15 protein-coding genes and 1 pseudogene are annotated in these 14,963 nt (G+C 71.0%); 8 read left to right on the top strand and 8 right to left on the bottom strand.

The window, feature by feature from the left end; all coding sequences use genetic code 11:
• Window positions 1-27: 27 nt before the first annotated feature.
• Window positions 28-1,194, top strand: a complete 1,167-nt coding sequence (locus ACFZDJ_RS24290) for an acyl-CoA dehydrogenase family protein (RefSeq protein WP_391061364.1) — start codon at window positions 28-30, stop codon at window positions 1,192-1,194.
• On the opposite strand, the gene ACFZDJ_RS24285 is transcribed toward ACFZDJ_RS24290, so the two are convergent.
• Together ACFZDJ_RS24285 and ACFZDJ_RS24280 are read right to left on the bottom strand one after the other, a co-directional pair.
• Window positions 1,169-1,954, bottom strand: a complete 786-nt coding sequence (locus tag ACFZDJ_RS24285) for a DinB family protein (RefSeq protein ID WP_391061361.1) — start codon at window positions 1,952-1,954, stop codon at window positions 1,169-1,171. The two genes, ACFZDJ_RS24290 and ACFZDJ_RS24285, sit on opposite strands and share 26 nt — an antisense overlap.
• Before the next feature lie 10 nt (window positions 1,955-1,964).
• On the bottom strand, window positions 1,965-2,546 hold the full coding sequence (locus tag ACFZDJ_RS24280) for a dienelactone hydrolase family protein (protein WP_391061358.1): 582 nt from the start codon (window positions 2,544-2,546) through the stop codon (window positions 1,965-1,967).
• 309 nt (window positions 2,547-2,855) lie between these two features.
• Between ACFZDJ_RS24280 and ACFZDJ_RS24275 the strand changes: the two genes are divergently transcribed.
• The gene (locus ACFZDJ_RS24275; protein ID WP_391061356.1) at window positions 2,856-3,944 is read left to right on the top strand and encodes a beta-ketoacyl-ACP synthase 3; all 1,089 of its coding nucleotides are present in this window, start codon (window positions 2,856-2,858) and stop codon (window positions 3,942-3,944) included.
• A gap of 154 nt (window positions 3,945-4,098) precedes the next feature.
• A complete protein-coding gene (locus ACFZDJ_RS24270; protein ID WP_391061353.1) occupies window positions 4,099-4,452 on the top strand; it encodes an SCO4225 family membrane protein in 354 nt (117 codons plus the stop codon).
• Between the two features lie 77 nt (window positions 4,453-4,529).
• Here ACFZDJ_RS24270 and ACFZDJ_RS24265 read toward each other — a convergent pair whose 3' ends face one another.
• Entirely contained in the window at window positions 4,530-5,099 is a 570-nt protein-coding gene (locus ACFZDJ_RS24265; RefSeq protein ID WP_391061351.1) for a TetR family transcriptional regulator, read from the bottom strand.
• A gap of 158 nt (window positions 5,100-5,257) precedes the next feature.
• On the opposite strand from ACFZDJ_RS24265, the gene ACFZDJ_RS24260 reads away from it, so the two are divergent.
• Complete coding sequence (locus ACFZDJ_RS24260; protein WP_168518105.1) at window positions 5,258-6,115, top strand: MoxR family ATPase; 858 nt, start codon at window positions 5,258-5,260, stop codon at window positions 6,113-6,115.
• Window positions 6,112-7,494, top strand: a complete 1,383-nt coding sequence (locus ACFZDJ_RS24255) for a VWA domain-containing protein (protein ID WP_391061348.1) — start codon at window positions 6,112-6,114, stop codon at window positions 7,492-7,494. The genes ACFZDJ_RS24260 and ACFZDJ_RS24255 overlap by 4 nt, the downstream gene beginning before the upstream one ends.
• Window positions 7,495-7,597: 103 nt before the next feature.
• Here the strand turns inward: ACFZDJ_RS24255 and ACFZDJ_RS24250 are convergent, their stop codons facing one another.
• On the bottom strand, window positions 7,598-8,299 hold the full coding sequence (locus ACFZDJ_RS24250) for an SDR family oxidoreductase (protein ID WP_390929563.1): 702 nt from the start codon (window positions 8,297-8,299) through the stop codon (window positions 7,598-7,600).
• Window positions 8,300-8,486: 187 nt separating this feature from the next.
• Entirely contained in the window at window positions 8,487-10,019 is a 1,533-nt protein-coding gene (locus ACFZDJ_RS24245) for an MFS transporter (RefSeq protein WP_391061346.1), read from the bottom strand.
• A 154-nt stretch (window positions 10,020-10,173) separates the two neighbouring features.
• Here ACFZDJ_RS24245 and ACFZDJ_RS24240 point away from each other — a divergent pair, with 154 nt between their 5' ends.
• Both ACFZDJ_RS24240 and ACFZDJ_RS24235 read left to right on the top strand, forming a co-directional pair.
• Window positions 10,174-10,656, top strand: a complete 483-nt coding sequence (locus ACFZDJ_RS24240; RefSeq protein WP_391061343.1) for a MarR family transcriptional regulator — start codon at window positions 10,174-10,176, stop codon at window positions 10,654-10,656.
• A 170-nt stretch (window positions 10,657-10,826) separates the two neighbouring features.
• A complete protein-coding gene (locus tag ACFZDJ_RS24235; RefSeq protein WP_391061340.1) occupies window positions 10,827-11,456 on the top strand; it encodes a Pvc16 family protein in 630 nt (209 codons plus the stop codon).
• 300 nt (window positions 11,457-11,756) lie between these two features.
• Here the strand turns inward: ACFZDJ_RS24235 and ACFZDJ_RS24230 are convergent.
• Together ACFZDJ_RS24230 and ACFZDJ_RS24225 are read right to left on the bottom strand one after the other, a co-directional pair.
• A pseudogene (locus ACFZDJ_RS24230) lies at window positions 11,757-12,224 on the bottom strand (ATP-binding protein); the annotation flags it as partial.
• A 115-nt stretch (window positions 12,225-12,339) separates the two neighbouring features.
• Entirely contained in the window at window positions 12,340-13,128 is a 789-nt protein-coding gene (locus ACFZDJ_RS24225) for a hypothetical protein (protein ID WP_391061337.1), read from the bottom strand.
• A gap of 325 nt (window positions 13,129-13,453) precedes the next feature.
• Between ACFZDJ_RS24225 and ACFZDJ_RS24220 the strand changes: the two genes are divergently transcribed.
• On the top strand, window positions 13,454-14,635 hold the full coding sequence (locus ACFZDJ_RS24220; RefSeq protein ID WP_390929986.1) for a glycosyltransferase: 1,182 nt from the start codon (window positions 13,454-13,456) through the stop codon (window positions 14,633-14,635).
• A gap of 60 nt (window positions 14,636-14,695) precedes the next feature.
• Here ACFZDJ_RS24220 and ACFZDJ_RS24215 read toward each other — a convergent pair whose 3' ends face one another.
• Complete coding sequence (locus ACFZDJ_RS24215) at window positions 14,696-14,893, bottom strand: Rv0909 family putative TA system antitoxin (RefSeq protein WP_390929571.1); 198 nt, start codon at window positions 14,891-14,893, stop codon at window positions 14,696-14,698.
• Window positions 14,894-14,963 lie beyond the last annotated feature (70 nt).

Genomic DNA, 14,963 nt, shown 5'->3' with positions numbered 1-14,963 from the left:
CGCCCGTCCCTCAAGGAGCGGCACAGCATGAGCACTCTCGACGTCCTGTCCGAGGACGAGCGGCTCGCCGTCGCCGCCGTGCGCGAGTTCGTCGACAAGGACGTCAAGCCGGTCGTCCGGGAACTCGAACACAGCGACACCTATCCCGAAGCCCTGATCGAGCGGATGAAGACGCTCGGGATCTTCGGACTCGCCGTCCCCGAGGAGTACGGCGGCACACCGGTCTCCACCTCTTGCTATGTGTTCGTCACGGAGGAGCTCGCCCGCGGCTGGATGAGCCTGGCGGGCGCGATGGGCGGCCACACCGTGGTGGCCAAACTCCTGCTGCACTTCGGCACCGTGGAGCAGAAGCGCCGCTGGCTGCCGCGGCTGGCCACCGGCGAGGTCCGGGCGACGATGGCTCTGACCGAACCCGGCGGCGGGTCCGACCTCCAGGCGATGCGGACTCTCGCCCGCAGGACCGCGGACGGCTATGTGGTCAACGGCTCGAAGACGTGGATCACCAACTCGCGGCGGTCCGGGCTGATCGCCCTGCTGTGCAAGACCGATCCGGAGGCCACCCCCGCCCACCGGGGCATGTCCGTCCTCCTCGTCGAGCACGGCCCCGGGCTCAGCGTCTCCCGCGACCTGCCGAAGCTCGGCTACAAGGGCGTCGAGAGCTGCGAGTTGTCCTTCGAGGACCACCGCGTGCCGGCCGACGCCGTCCTGGGCGGAGTCGAGGGCGAGGGGTTCGCCCAGATGATGAAGGGGCTGGAGACCGGGCGGCTCCAGGTCGCCGCCCGAGCCCTCGGCGTCGGCCGGGCGGCCCTGGAGGACTCGCTCGCGTACGCACAGGAACGGGAGTCCTTCGGCAAGCCCATCTGGCAGCACCAGTCGATCGGCAACTATCTCGCGGACATGGCCACGTCCCTCTCCGCCGCGCGCCACCTCACCCTGCACGCCGCGCGCGAGGCCGACGCCGGCCGGCGCGTGGACATGGAGGCGGGCATGGCCAAGCTGTTCGCCTCCGAGACCGCCATGCAGATCGCCCTCAACGCCGTTCGCATCCACGGGGGTTACGGCTACTCGACCGAGTTCGACGTGGAGCGCTACTTCCGGGACGCCCCGCTGATGATCGTCGGCGAGGGCACCAACGAGATCCAGCGCAACGTGATCGCGCGCCAGCTCGTCAAGCGGGGCGGGCTGGACGCGTGAGCCGGTCCCGCCCCGCCCGCGAGCCGGTCAGGACCCGGCCCTGACTCGCCGCCTCCAGCGTCGCCAGGTCACGCACCGCGAAGCGGAGGTGCTCGCACTCCTCGTCCATCACCAGCTCGGAGTCGGTGAGAGCGTCGACCAGGCCGCGTACCAGCGCCATGCGGTCGGCGCGCGCCGACATCACCTCCGCGAACGACGGACGCGCGGCCAGGTCGATGCCGAGGGCGGCCGCGTCCGCGCGCGGATACGCGCTCTGGGGGACGCCGAACGGGTGGTACGGCAGCGGCTCGTCGAGGATCGTGCGGCGCGCCCAGGCGTCGGTGACGAAGACGAGGTGGCGCAGGCTCTCGACGAACGACCACTCGTCGTGGACCCGTTGGTGGCGGGCCGCTTCGGGCAGCCGCTCGGCGCGGGTGACCGCGTCCGACCAGAGCCGTTCGATCGTGTCCCACATCGCGCGGTGGTCGTCGGCCGTCCGCATGCCCCGCAGCTGCACGCGTTCGGGGTGTCGCTGGTCCAGCTCGGCGGCCACGAACGCGGTGCCGTCGACGCCGTTGACGACGAAGTTGCTGACGTGACCGGACACGTCGACGTCGACGAGCCATGAGTCGACGATCCTGACCCGGCTCAGGTCGCAGTCGACGAACGTCGTCGCGGTGAGGTCGGCGACCGCGAAGCGCGCACCGCGGAACGCGTCCGTGTGGTCGCTGTCGTACTCCCCCGCCGACCACCGGTGCGGACCGTACTGTGCCGCTGCCATGGGCGGGCCCCTACTCGATGCCGTCGAGGAGGCCGAGCACGCGCCGGGTGAGCAGGGTGGCGGCGTGCTCGTCGTACGACGGCAGGCTGTTGTCGGCGAACAGGTGCTGCTTGCCGGGGTAGAGGAACAGTTCGGCGGCGTCGGGGGCCGATTCGACGAGGACGCGGGCCGCGTCGAGGTCGCCCTCGTCGACGAAGTACTCGTCCGCCTCCATGCCGTGGATCTGGACCGGGACCTGCTGCGGCCAGCCGCCGCCGAACTCCGAGGCCGGGACGCAGGAGTGGAACAGCAGCGCGCCCTTCGCGCCGGTCCGGTTCTGGGCGAGGTACTGCGCCGGCAGGACGCCCAGCGAGAAACCGGCGTACACCAGCTCGGCGGGCAGCTCGGCCGCGGCGGCCCGGCCGCGCTCGACGAGGGTGCCGAACCCGATGCCCTGGGCGTGCGCGGCGCCCTCCTCCAGGTTCTCGAAGACCCGCCCTTCGTACAGATCCGGCACGTGGACGGCGTGTCCGGCTCCCCTGAGCGACTCGGCGAACGCGTGCACGCCGGGCGTCAGTCCGTGCGCGTGGTGGAACAGCAGTACCTCAGCCATGTCGGGCCCCCTCCGTCGGTGCGCAGCCCAGGTGACTCCGCGGGACCGAGTATGGACCGAGGCACTGACATCGCCCGGCGGTCGCCGTGCACCCATGCCAAACACCTCATCCGGTGGGCGGGTGTGGTGTTCGGCGGGCGCCCGGAGCTAGGCATTCCGCATTCCGTCCATCCGATGCGCGGCGCGACGGTGGAGTGCTTCTTTGCCGAAGTGCACGCCCCCTGAGCGCACTTGTCCCTTTTGATCCACAACGGGTTAGGTGAGCACCATGCTGCTGACCGGCAGCTGACGCGGAGAGAGGTGGTTGTGATGTCAGCTGCTGTGGTCTGTGGGATCGGCACGTGCCTGCCGGAGCGCGTCGTCAGCAATGACGACCTGGCCGCCCGGCTGGACACCTCGGACGCCTGGATCCGTTCCCGCACCGGCATCGCACGGCGCCGGATCGTGGAGCCGGGCACCAGCACCGGTGATCTCGCGGTGGCCGCCGGACGGGCCGCGCTGGACTCCGCGGGGCACGGCGCCGACTTCGTACTGCTGGCGACGACGACGCCGGACCGTCCCTGCCCCGCGACCGCGCCCGAGGTGGCGCATCGCCTGGGGCTCGGCGAGGTACCGGCGATGGACGTCTCGGCGGTCTGCTCCGGATTCGTGTACGCGGTCACGGTGGCGAGATCCCTGATGGCGTCGGGGACCTGCGCCCGCCCGCTCGTGATCGGCGCCGAGGTGTACACATCGATCATCGACCCGCTCGACCGGGACACCGCGGTGATCTTCGGCGACGGGGCCGGGGCGGTCGTGCTGCGCGAGGGCGGGGCCGCGGAGCCGGGAGCGCTGCGCGCGGTCGACCTCGGCAGCGACGGCTCGGGCGGCGAACTGATCACGGTGGCCGCGGGCGGCTCCCGTCGTCCCCGTGCCGACGGCGAACTCCCGCGTTCCCAAAGGTACTTCCGGATGCAGGGCCGTACGGTGTACCGGCACGCGGTGCACCGGATGACCGCCTCCTCTCGGCTCGTGCTGGAGCGGGCCGGCTGGTCGCCGCAGTCGGTGCGTGCCTTCGTCGGCCACCAGGCCAACCAGCGGATCCTCGACGCCGTGGGCGACCGGCTCGGCATCGGCACCCCGCACCGCTTCGGGAACATCGCCGAGGTCGGCAACACCGCCGCCGCCTCCATCCCCCTCGCCCTCGCGGACACCGCCGCACGTGACCTCGTACGGCCCGGCGAGCGCAGCCTGCTCACCGCCTTCGGCGGGGGCCTGACCTGGGGTTCCATCGCCCTGTCATGGCCGGCCGCGGTGCCGGTCCACCGGCCTCTCCCGGTCCCCGCCGCGCACCGCCCGGCCACAGTCCCGGCTCCGGTGCCGGTGCCGGTGCCCTGCCAGAACGGACCACGGCCGTGACACCCGTATGCCACCTGAGTGAATCAGTCGGATCGGATGAGTAGTCGTACTCATGCCCGCTCGCGGACGCAGCCGCCATCGTGATGTCAACGCCCCTCCGACACCCAGGCGAAGAGGGGGACCGCGCCACCGGCTTCATCCGACGGAGGACATCATGAACATCTCGCGCCGCAGCCGTACCGCGCTCATCCGGGCCACGGACAACTGGCTCTCCCGTGTCTACCTGGCCGCCGTCACCGCCGCGACCGGCTACTTCCTCTTCGACGCCCTCTTCGTCGACCACCCCGACGCCTCCATGGCCGCCGTGGTGCCCTGGCTGCTGACCGCCCCGCTGAGCCTGCTGTACACCCTCCTGCCCGACGGCACCCTCTCCGGCACGAGCACCGGCCTGTTCACCGCCCTCTACCTCGCGGGGATCGCCTTCGCCGCCCTCGCGAACGCCGCCTTCATGGGCCACGTCGTCCGCAGGCTCCGCCAGCCGTTCCCCGGTACCGCGCCCTGTGCCTGAAGGTCAACGTCCGAACGTCGACGCCTGACGGGCGAGTCGGTGGACGAGCGTGCCGACGAGGCGGGCATCGGGCCCGCCTACTTCACCCCGCCCGCATCCAGCAGCGCCGTCACCGTCGTCGTGGTCAGCCCTTCCAGCGTCTCGATCCCGGCACCGGCCCGGGCGCTCGCGCCGTCGAAGACCAGCATCAGCTGCCGGGCGAGAAGCTCGGGATCACGCGCACCCCCCAGCTCGGCCTGCGCACGGAACACCTCTTTCATGCGCCCCTTCGCACCGCCCGCGACCACCGACGCCGGGTGCTCGGGGTCCTTGAGTTCGACGAGCGCGGCGAGGAACAGGCAGCCGCGATACTCGGGCCGCACTGAGGCCGCCTCCACCCGCTCGAAGACGCCCAGGATGCGCTCGCGCGGCGTCCCGGCATCCTCCGGGTCCGGCGCGAGCTGCTTCTCGTACCGCGGAATCTGCCGCTCCAGGCTTGCCGCCAGGACGTCGTCCTTGCTCTCGAAGAGCTGGTACATCGACCGCTTCGAGACACCGGCCGACCGGCACAGCGCCTCGATGCCGACGGATACGCCCTCGCGATAGACCAGGTCGGCCGCCGCGTCCAGCAACCGGTCCCTGGTGGACGCCTTGTCTGTAATGGCCATAAGGGCAGGTTACCGCGCGGGACAAGATGGGGAAACCGATCGGTCTCCCGAGGCCGCGTGGGCGCAATCACACGTGACACAGCGGCTGAACAAGCGCTTGGATAGTGGCGATCGGACAGTGTGTCCCACCCCGCCGTGCCGCGCTGGAGGCCCCGTTGCTGTTCACATCCGTCGACGATGTCTCGGCGCGTCTCGCCGAGACCGGCTATCTGGCCTCGCCCGCGGTCGCGACCACGGTCTTCCTGGCCGACCGCCTGGGCAAGCCGCTGCTGGTGGAGGGCCCCGCAGGGGTCGGCAAGACCGAACTCGCCAAGGCCGTCGCCCAGGTGGCCGGGGCGCGACTGGTCCGGCTCCAGTGCTACGAGGGCGTCGACGAGTCCCGGGCGCTGTACGAGTGGAACCACGCCAAGCAGTTGCTGCGCATCAGCGCGGGCCGCGACGAGACGTGGGACGAGGCGCGCACGGACATCTTCAGCGAGGAGTTCCTGCTGGCGCGCCCCCTGTTGACCGCCATCCGCGGCGACGATCCCAAGGTGCTGCTGATCGACGAGACCGACAAGGCCGACGTCGAGGTGGAGGGGCTGTTGCTGGAGGTGCTCAGCGACTTCCAGGTCACCGTCCCCGAGCTCGGCACGATCGCCGCGACCAGCCGACCCTTCGTGGTTCTCACCTCGAACGCAAGCCGTGAGCTGTCGGAGGCGCTGCGCCGCCGCTGCCTCTTCCTCCACATCGGCTTCCCGGAGGAGGAGTTGGAGCGTCGCATCGTACGGCTGAAGGTGCCGGGTCTGGACGCGGCCCTGACGGAGTCGGTGGTGCGGGTGGTCGGCGCACTGCGCGAGATGGACCTGCGGAAGGTCCCCTCGGTCGCCGAGACGATCGACTGGGCGCGCACGCTGCTCGCGCTCGGGGCCGACACCCTCGACGAGACCGTCGTACGTGACAGCCTCGGCGTGCTCCTCAAGCACCAGGACGACATCCTCAAGGCGGCCGCCAAGCTCGACCTGGACGCCATGTGAGCGCGCCGACGGGCGTGGCCGAGCGGCTGACGGGGCTGGTCGGCGCGTTGCGCGCACACGGCGTGCGGATCGGCACCGGCGAGACCGTGGACGCAGCGCAGGCGGTGGCGGCGCTCGGCCTGGCCGACCGCGAACTGCTGCGTGAGGGCCTCGCCGCCACCCTGTTGCACGGCACGGGGCAGCGTCGGGTGTTCGACCCCGTCTTCGACCTGTACTTCCCGCGTCTCGTCGGGGCACCGATGCCCGAAGGGCAGGAGAGCGAGGCTCCCGCCGCCGACCGGGAGGAGCTGCGCGACCGGCTCGCGGCCGCGCTCGCCGCCGGCGACCGCGAGACCCTGGAACGGCTGGCGATCGAGGCGGTGGACGGCTTCGGGGGATACGGCTCCTCGCCGGGGTCGGACGGCTGGTCGTCGTACCAGACACTCGACCGGCTCCGCCCGCAGACGCTGATGGCGCGCGTGCGTGACAGCGTCCGGGCGCGCCAGGACGGCGTGGCGGGGTTCGCCGACCGGCTGCTGGAGGACGAGATCCGGCGGCGTATCGAGATGTTCCGCGCGCTGGTCGCCACGGAGGCGCGACGCCGGGTCGCCGAGCGGCGCGGCCGGGACGAGTTGGCGCGGCGGGCGGTGGCCCCGACCGCCGACCGGGTGGACTTCCTGTTCGCGGGGCGGGACCGGCTCGCCGAGCTGCGCAGGACGGTGCAGCCGCTGGCGCGCAAGCTGGCCACCCGGCTCGCCGCACGCCGTCGCCGGGCCGCGCGCGGCACCATCGACCTGCGGCGGACCCTGCGCGGTTCGCTGTCCACGGGCGGAGTGCCGATGCGGCCGGTGCTGCGCAGGCGCCGCCCCGTCCGGCCCGAACTGGTGATGCTGTGCGATGTGTCGGGCTCGGTGGCGGGCTTCTCGGACTTCACCATGCTGTTGGTGCAGGCGCTGCACGACCAGTTCAGCAAGGTGCGGGTGTTCGCGTTCGTCAACCGGATCGACGAGGTGACCGGCCTGCTCGTGCACGGCGCGGCCGATCCGGAGGGGCTGGGTGCCCGGATCCGCTCCGAGGCGACACTGACGGGCTGGCACGGCAGCAGCGACTACGGCGTCGCGTTCGGCGAGTTCGCCGAGCGGTACGTCGACGCGGTGGGGCCGCGCACGACCGTGTTCGTCCTCGGCGACGCCCGTACGAACATGGGCGACCCGAATCTGCCGGCCGTCCGGCGGTTCTCCGAACGGGCCCGCCGTGTCTACTGGTTGAACCCCGAGCCGCTCTCCCAGTGGGGTACGGGGGACTCGGCGGCGCCCGAGTACGCCGGGCTCGTCGAGATGCACGAGTGCCGCAACGTACGGCAGCTCAGCGGGCTGATCGGCCGCCTGCTGCCGGTCTGACCGCCGGGTGGCGGGACGGGACCGACCTCCCCGTGTCCCCGTCTCCCGACCTCCCCGTCTCCCCGTGTTCCCGTGTTCCCGTGTTCCCGTGTTCCCGTCTCCCTTACGCAACCAGCTGCGGGTACATCACGCCCAGGTCCTCGGCCAGCTGGGCCTTCACCTGCCGGGTGAGGTCGTCGGCCAGCACCTCGAAGGCACCGGACTCGATGCCGTCGAGGGCCTGCGCCGCGACGCTCTCGGGCGAGGACTTCGGCGCGTCCACCTTCGCTGCCATGTCGGTGTCGACGTAACCGACATGGAGTCCCGTGACGTCGATGCCGCGCGGCTTCAGGTCGAGGCGCAGGGAGTTGGTCTGCGACCAGAAGGCCGCCTTGGAGGCGCTGTAGGAGCCCAGGAGCCCCACCCACGACAGCACCGAGTGGACGTTGAGGATGTGGCCGCCGCCGTTGCGCTCGATGATCGGCACAAAGGCGCGCGTGACCAGGAGAGGGCCGTAGAAGTTCGTCTCGAACTCGCGGCGGACGTCCTCGACGGGCGAGTCCAGGAAGTTCGCGTTCACGGACGCGCCCGCGTTGTTGATCAGGACGGTGACGTCCTGCGCGCGCTCGGCGGCCGCGGCGACGGACGCGGGGTCGCTCACTTCCAGCGCCAGCGGCACCGCGTCGGGGTGCGTGACGGTCCGCGGGTCGCGTGCGGTGGCGTACACCTTGGACGCGCCGCGCTCGTAGAGGGCCTGCACCAGTGCCCGGCCGATGCCGCGGCTGCCGCCGGTGACCAGGACGACCGAACCTTCGATGGATGTCATGAGAACTCCCGAAGCCACGGGAAACCGATCGGTTTCCCTTCATCGGAAGAGTAAACCGATCGGTTTCCAAGGGCAAGGCGGGAGGCGGGGAGGGGGGAGGGGGCGGGGAGGGGGCGGGGAGGGGCAAGGGGCGGACACGAAAACGGCTCGCCCCGATGGACGGGGCGAGCCGTTGATCGTGTCCGGATCAGGACGTGACGGCCGCCGTCTCCACGACACTCTCGTCCGCCGCCGCATCGTCGGTGGCAGCGTCGTCGGTGGCGGAGGCCTTCTTCTCGACCGTGTACTCCTGGGCCGCACCCCTGGTCAGACCGACCAGCGCCACGCCCACGATCAGCACGAACGCGACTCCGGCGATCGCGAAGCTCAGCGTGAACTGACTCTCGGCGGGCAGCGCGGGCGCGCCGGCCGGCAGGTGCTGGATGGTCTTGGACGCCAGCAGCGAGGTGATCACGGCACTGGCGATCGCGCTGCCGACGGAACGGGAGATGGAGTTGAGTCCGTTGGCGATGCCGGTCTGGTGGTGCGGCACGCTCGCCACGATGAGCGCGGGCATGGCCGCGTAGCCGAAGCTGATCGCGACACCGATCAGCAGGCCCGCCAGGATGATCGACGCGGAGGTGTCGTGCGCCAGGGTCAGCCACGCGAAGCCGGCGACACCGAACACGGCGCCCACGGCGAGGGTGAACCGCGCCCCGATCCGCCCGACGAGGATCCCGCCGAACTGTGCGGCGAGCAGCGAGATCAGCGTGGTCGGCAGCAGGTACTCGACGGAGGCGCGCAGCACCGAGGCGCCGAATCCGTAGCCGGTAAGCTCCTTCGGCATCTGCGCCAGGTACGCGACGCCGATGAACTGGGAGAACATCGCGAAGCCGAGGAAGAGGCCGGCGAGGTTCGTGAAGAGCACCGGGCGGTGGGCGAACATCCCCATGTCCACCATCGGCGCGCGGACCTTGCGCTCGACCAGGACCCAGACGCCCGCCATGACGACCGCGGCGACGAACAGTCCGACGGTGCGGGCGGAGGACCAGCCCCACTCGTGTCCCTGCGAGATCGGCAGCAGGAGCAGGACGAGCAGCGCGGCGAGCGTTCCCGCGCCGAGCCAGTCGGTACGGCCGCCGGTCGTCGAGCGTGAGGAGGGGACGCGCAGGACGACGCCGACCAGGGCGAGGGCCGCGAGACCCACGGCGAGCCAGAACACCCGGTGATAGTCGGGGTCCGAGCCCCGTGTGAGCAGTCCGGCCGCCACCAGGGCGAGTCCGCTGCCGACCGCGAGCGTGCCGCTCACCAGCGCCATCGCGCCGTGCAGCTTCGCCGGGGGTATCTCCTCGCGCAGGACCGAGAGGGCGAGCGGGAAGATCGCGGTGGCCGCGCCCTGGAGCACCCGGCCGACGATCAGCCACAGCAGCGAGGTGGTGGTCGCCGCCAGCACCGAACCGGCGATCATCAGCAGCAGAACCCCGATCAGCGTGGGCTTCTTGCCGTGCATGTCGCCGAACCGGCCGAGCAGCGGGGTGAAGACCGCGGCCGACAGCAGGGTCGCGGTGGTGACCCAGCTGACGTTGGCGGTGGTGGTACCGAGGTCGCTCTGGATGATGCTCAGGATCGGTACGACGAGGGTCTGCATCATCGAGACGATCATGGCCGCGAGGCCGAGGACCAGGACGAGTGTGAGGTCGCCGGCGGGACGCTTCTGCGCCACGCGATCAGTGGGTGTCACGGCTTCTTCCGTAGGTCAGACGGGGCGAGGGACTACTGCACGGAAACTTGAAGTCCATAAAGCTGTAGAGGCTGGAAGTTTGATGTCCTCAAGTAACTCGTTAGAGGTAAGCATCGAAGATTGAGGTAGTCAAGTTTCGGGTTACGCTGGATGCATGTCCGCGACATCTGGAACGAGCCGCTCCACCGAGGCGTCCGACGTAGGACCCCTCGCCGTCTCCAACGTCATGCTTCTCGACACCCTGTGGGCGTCGATGGTCAGCCTCTACGCGGATCTCACCAGCGCCGCCGCCGCGCACGGCCTCACCTACAGCCAGGCCAAGGCGCTCAACGTGCTGCGCCAGGGCCCGGCTCCGATGCGGGCCCTGGCGGGCACACTGCGCTGCGACGCCTCGAACATGACCGGGATCATCGACCGGCTGGAGGCACGCGGCCTCGTCTACCGCGAGCCCAGCCCCACCGACCGGCGGGTCAAGAACGTCGTCCTCTCGGAGGACGGGGCGGCCGCCGTGTCGAGCATCCGTGACGGCATGCACGGCACCCACCAGGCCCTCGACTCACTCACCGACGCCGAGCGGTCCACCCTCGAAGGGCTGCTCTCGCGCCTGTTCGTCGCCGAGGACGACCGGGCTTCCTGACCCCCGAAGGCCCCCGAACAGGACGCCCCGGCCAAGCAACTCCTCCGCCTGCTCAGCTCCTCCTTGGGAGGGACCCAGGGATTTCCCGGAAGAGCCGGGGTACGGCGCGGCCCTAACCTCGCAGGTGATCGGCCGGGGTGGCATGCGAAGCCCCGGGCAGACACAGGGGGGTGGTCGCGGAGGGCAGTGCCGATGTGATCGCCGATGTGTCCGACATCCTGGTGCACGTCCTGACCGCCGCGGTGCGCGAATCCGACGCCCACGCCCGGGTGCGGCTCGTCGAACTCGTCGGGCAGCAGCGGGGCGGCGGCCATGGAGCACTCGGCCTCGAACTCTTCGTGTACGAAGTCGCCGAGGACCCCAGCGCACGCAACCGCCCGTCCCGCCACACCGTGGTCGAGGATCCGGGCACCGGTGCGGTCCGGCAGGAACGGCGCAGGGCGGACATGGCCCTGCTGCTGCGTTATCTGCTCATCCCGACCGGCGGCACCCCCGACGCCCAGCAGCGGATCCTCGGCCGGGCGATGCCGGCGCTGTACGACGACGCCATCCTCCAGGACCCGTTGCTGGTGCCGGCCGCGCAGAGCAACAGCGTGGCCGACGCCGGGGAGTCGCTGAAGCTGCGGCTGGCTCCCCTGTCGCTCGACGAGCGGGCCAAGGTGTGGTGGGCGATCTCGCAGCCGTACCGGCTCTCTCTCGACTACGAGGTGCGGGTGGTCAATCTGGCCTCCCGCGACATCACCACGGAATCGGCCGTCACGGGCGGTGACGTCGGGCCGAGCGCGGGAGGCCGCCCGTGACGGCCGGCGGCCCGGCGGTGGACACCGTACGGATCGCGGTGGGGCCGGTCTGTCTGCTGGAGCACTGGCCGGGGTGAGGACGGCCGGCAGTTCGGTGAGGGCGAGCGGGTTGCCCTCGGCGACGGCGAGCAGTCGGTCGGCGACGAATCGGCGCAGCGGGTGCGGGGCGGACCCCTGGAGCAGGGTCCGCGCGTCGGCCGGGTCCAGTGGTCCGAGCCTCAGCTCCGGTACGCCGGTGACGGCGGGGCGCAGGACGGATCCTGCGGCACAGCCGCGGTGTTCGGCCGTGAGGAGCAGGGCGATCGGCTCTTCGGCGATGCGCCGGGCCACGAAGAGCAGTGCCTCCCTCGACGGGGTGTCGAGCAGATGCGCGTCGTCGATCGCCAGCAGGAGAGGACGCCGTGCGGCCGCGGCGCCGAGCAGTCCGAGCGTCGCCGCGCCGACCGCGAGCCCGGTGTCCCCCGGCCGCTGCTGCCCGGTGGCCAACAGATGGCCGAGCAGGTCGCGCTGGGGTGCGGGCAGTCGTGGCAGATCGCACCGGTAGGCCTGGACGACCTGGTGCAGACCCGCGTAGCGCAGTCCCGATTCGGCTGCGGCGCCCGCGAGGTACACCGCCCGGACGGTGTCGTCGAGGGTGAGGATCCTGCGGAGCAGGGTGGTCCGTCCCAGCCCCGGTTCTCCTCCGACGAACAGCGCGCCACCGCGCCCGGACGCCGTGTCACGGAGCAACCGGGCCACCGCCGATGCTTCAGCGATCCTCCCGAGCACATTCTGCGCGGCGGTACGGGAATCAGACGCGTGGCCCCACGTCGCCGGTGCCGCTTCCCCCCTGCGTCAAGCTCGGCACGCACCACTCCCCCGGAACCCGGAAATACCCAGACATTCACCCTTCCGCTTCAGCCGAGCTTCGCGTTCTGCGCCGTGAGCACAACCGCCGGAACCCGCGGGCCGCGGGGCTCGCCGTCGACCCGGGCCGTACCGTCCACCGCCACGTAGACGGCGATGACATCACCGCTGCGCACGACGGTGGTGCGGACCGTGCGAGTGACACCGCCGACCGTGGTCGCCGCCCTGTAGGCGAGGGCTTCGTCGCCCGCCGTACCGGCTTCCTCGACGGCGACCGAGGGTACGTCCGGGTGGCGCCGTTCACCGCGCGGGCGGTGAAGCCGAGGCGGCAGGAGTCCACTCCCCTGGCGAGGAGGGTGTCCATCGCCGCCGTCGCCATGCCTCGGTCGTACACGGCGAGCGTGACGTAGGTGACGGCGGTGGTCTCCTCGGCCGGGGTGCCGACGGACTTCTCGGCCGGGGTGCCAACGGACTTCTCGGAGGAGACGACGCGGGTGAGGAAGGCCTGCGGCCTGCCGAGCGGCAGCTGGTTCATCGCCGCCGCCAGTGGGTGGCACGGGCCCCTGTCCACCGTGATCCGGTCCGGGGTCTCGGCGAAGGCGGACTTCTCCTTCGCCACGGAGAAGTCCCGCACGGAGTAGCCGTGGCCTAGGTCGGCCGCGGTGATCATCTGCGTCGCCAGCCTCCGGGCCGGTCCGGGTTCCTTGGCCCGGGAAGCCTTGGGTGTGGGCTCGTCCGCCGCATCCGAGTCACCGCTCGCACAGCCGGCCGGCCCGGCGAGCAGAGCGACGGAGAACGCCGAGGCGGCCAGGACGGTTCGCTTCATGCGGGGCACGGGGCTCCTCGGTTCCTGGAGGGGTCGGCGGATTGTACGTGTCGCCCCTCCCCGGGCCAGGAAATTTCTGGCCTGTTTTTTACCAACCCGTTGGTGTGAGAACGGCCGCCAGGCCCGCGACCTCAGCCTCTTCATCCGGCTGATCAACCGAACAGTACGCCGTAACCAATCGTGTCCGAATTCGAAACGACGAGTTCACGGGCTCGCAAGTTTCTCCTGTGTCCATAGCGGAGAACCCGCAGATCACAGGGGTTGAAAAGGTTTCCTCCCTTTCTGCGAGACGGGCCAAGAGGTGCGCGTGATGGACGAACTGCGTGTGCTGTCGATCTATGAAGGATTCTTCTCGGGCGGGGCCCGGATCGTGCACAGTGATGTGGTGCTGGGGCTCCACGAGGGTGGCCAGCGGCATGCGGTGCTGAGTGTGAATGGCGAAATGTATCGGGAGGAGACCCGGCAGCGGATGGAGGACGACGTCTGCTACCGGTCACTGACCGCGGCGGGCGTGCCGGTCACCTCGCTGGGCCGCGCCCCCGGGGCACCCGACGGCCCCGAGACCTTCACCGGGCCGGAGCTGGCCGCCACCACGCGGGCCGTGGCCGCCGCGGACGTCATCCTGTCCCTCAAGGAACAGCCGCTCGGCCTGCTCAACCAGGCCGGTCTGCCCCGGCGGCCCGTCGTGGTCTGTCTGCACCGCTCCGACCCCGAGAACCAGGGGGCGGCCCTGGACGAGCTGCGGACGGCGGTCGCCGACGGCCGGATCGCCGCCGGGATCTGTTGCGCCGAGTCGACGCGCGCCGCGTACGCCGCGGCCGGGATCCCTGCCGGCCTGCTGCACGTCATCCCGAACGGCGTGGATCTGCTGCGATTCCGCCCCGACCCGTTCAGACGCGCTCTGCTGCGAACGTCGCTGGGCATCCCGGAGCGTGCGCCCGTGATCGTCTTCGCGGCACGCTACGCCACGATGAAGAACGTTCCGCTGTTCCTCCGGGCGGCCCGGGCCTGGCTGCGCCGACAGCCCGACGGCCACGTCCTGATGTGCGGCGCGGGCATGACGCGGGCCAACGGCTGCCTGCGTGAGGACATCGCCTCCGCGTTCGGCGAGGACGCCCCGCTCGCCGAACGCCTTTCCCTGCTCGGCGTACGGCACGACATGGAGAGCGTCTACGCGGCCGGCGACGTGGTGTCGCTGACCTCCTCCAGCGGCGAGGCGGCACCGCTGTGCCTGATCGAGGGCATGATGTGCGGGGCCGTTCCGGTCGCCACCGATGTCGGCGACAGCGCCTCGATCGTGACCGGGCACGGCTTCCTCACCCCGCCCGATCCCGAAGCGATCGCCCTGGCCTGGTCCGAGGCGGTGGCACGCGGCGCCGAGTTCGCACCGGCCCTGGCCCTCAGCCGCGAACGGTTCAGCCGCACCCGCATGATCGCCGCGTACGCCGCGCTCATCGAACAGGTGCGCAGCAGGTCGGGCCGGGTGCCTCTCCCGGAACCCTTCTGAGAGACCCGCCGGGAAGGGGCGCCCCCGGGGGCGCCCCGGGACCCGTGCAGGCTCCGCGGGTCAGGCCTCCTTCTCGCCCAGTTTCTCGACGTACTCCCGCGCCTTGTCCACACCGGTCTCGATCTTGTCGGTGTATTTGCCGTCCGTCTTGTCGTCGACGATGTCGCCGGCCTTCTCCAGTCCGTCGGAGATCGTGTCGCCGTGGGCCTCGGCGAGTTCCTCGGCCTTGTCCTTGAGGTTCTTGAGGTGGTCGAACACGCGTGACTCCTTCTCCGGCGGCACCGCCTGATCAGGGTCACGATCCCATCCGACCCTCGGCGGACAACAG

The sequence above is a fragment of the Streptomyces sp. NPDC007896 genome, assembly GCF_042959425.1.
In the GTDB taxonomy this organism is placed as follows: Bacteria; Actinomycetota; Actinomycetes; order Streptomycetales; family Streptomycetaceae; genus Streptomyces.
Note: the sequence above shows the minus strand (reverse complement) of the source record. Positions and strands in the feature narration are given on the sequence as shown.

Bases quoted from the DNA above. Each gene is read 5' to 3' on its own strand.
- ACFZDJ_RS24290 (WP_391061364.1), top strand. From the start codon at position 28: ATGAGCACTCTCGACGTCCTGTCCGAGGACGAGCGGCTCGCCGTCGCC.
- ACFZDJ_RS24285 (WP_391061361.1), bottom strand. From the start codon at position 1,954: ATGGCAGCGGCACAGTACGGTCCGCACCGGTGGTCGGCGGGGGAGTAC.
- ACFZDJ_RS24280 (WP_391061358.1), bottom strand. From the start codon at position 2,546: ATGGCTGAGGTACTGCTGTTCCACCACGCGCACGGACTGACGCCCGGC.
- ACFZDJ_RS24275 (WP_391061356.1), top strand. From the start codon at position 2,856: ATGTCAGCTGCTGTGGTCTGTGGGATCGGCACGTGCCTGCCGGAGCGC.
- ACFZDJ_RS24270 (WP_391061353.1), top strand. From the start codon at position 4,099: ATGAACATCTCGCGCCGCAGCCGTACCGCGCTCATCCGGGCCACGGAC.
- ACFZDJ_RS24265 (WP_391061351.1), bottom strand. From the start codon at position 5,099: ATGGCCATTACAGACAAGGCGTCCACCAGGGACCGGTTGCTGGACGCG.
- ACFZDJ_RS24250 (WP_390929563.1), bottom strand. From the start codon at position 8,299: ATGACATCCATCGAAGGTTCGGTCGTCCTGGTCACCGGCGGCAGCCGC.
- ACFZDJ_RS24240 (WP_391061343.1), top strand. From the start codon at position 10,174: ATGTCCGCGACATCTGGAACGAGCCGCTCCACCGAGGCGTCCGACGTA.
- ACFZDJ_RS24225 (WP_391061337.1), bottom strand. From the start codon at position 13,128: ATGAAGCGAACCGTCCTGGCCGCCTCGGCGTTCTCCGTCGCTCTGCTC.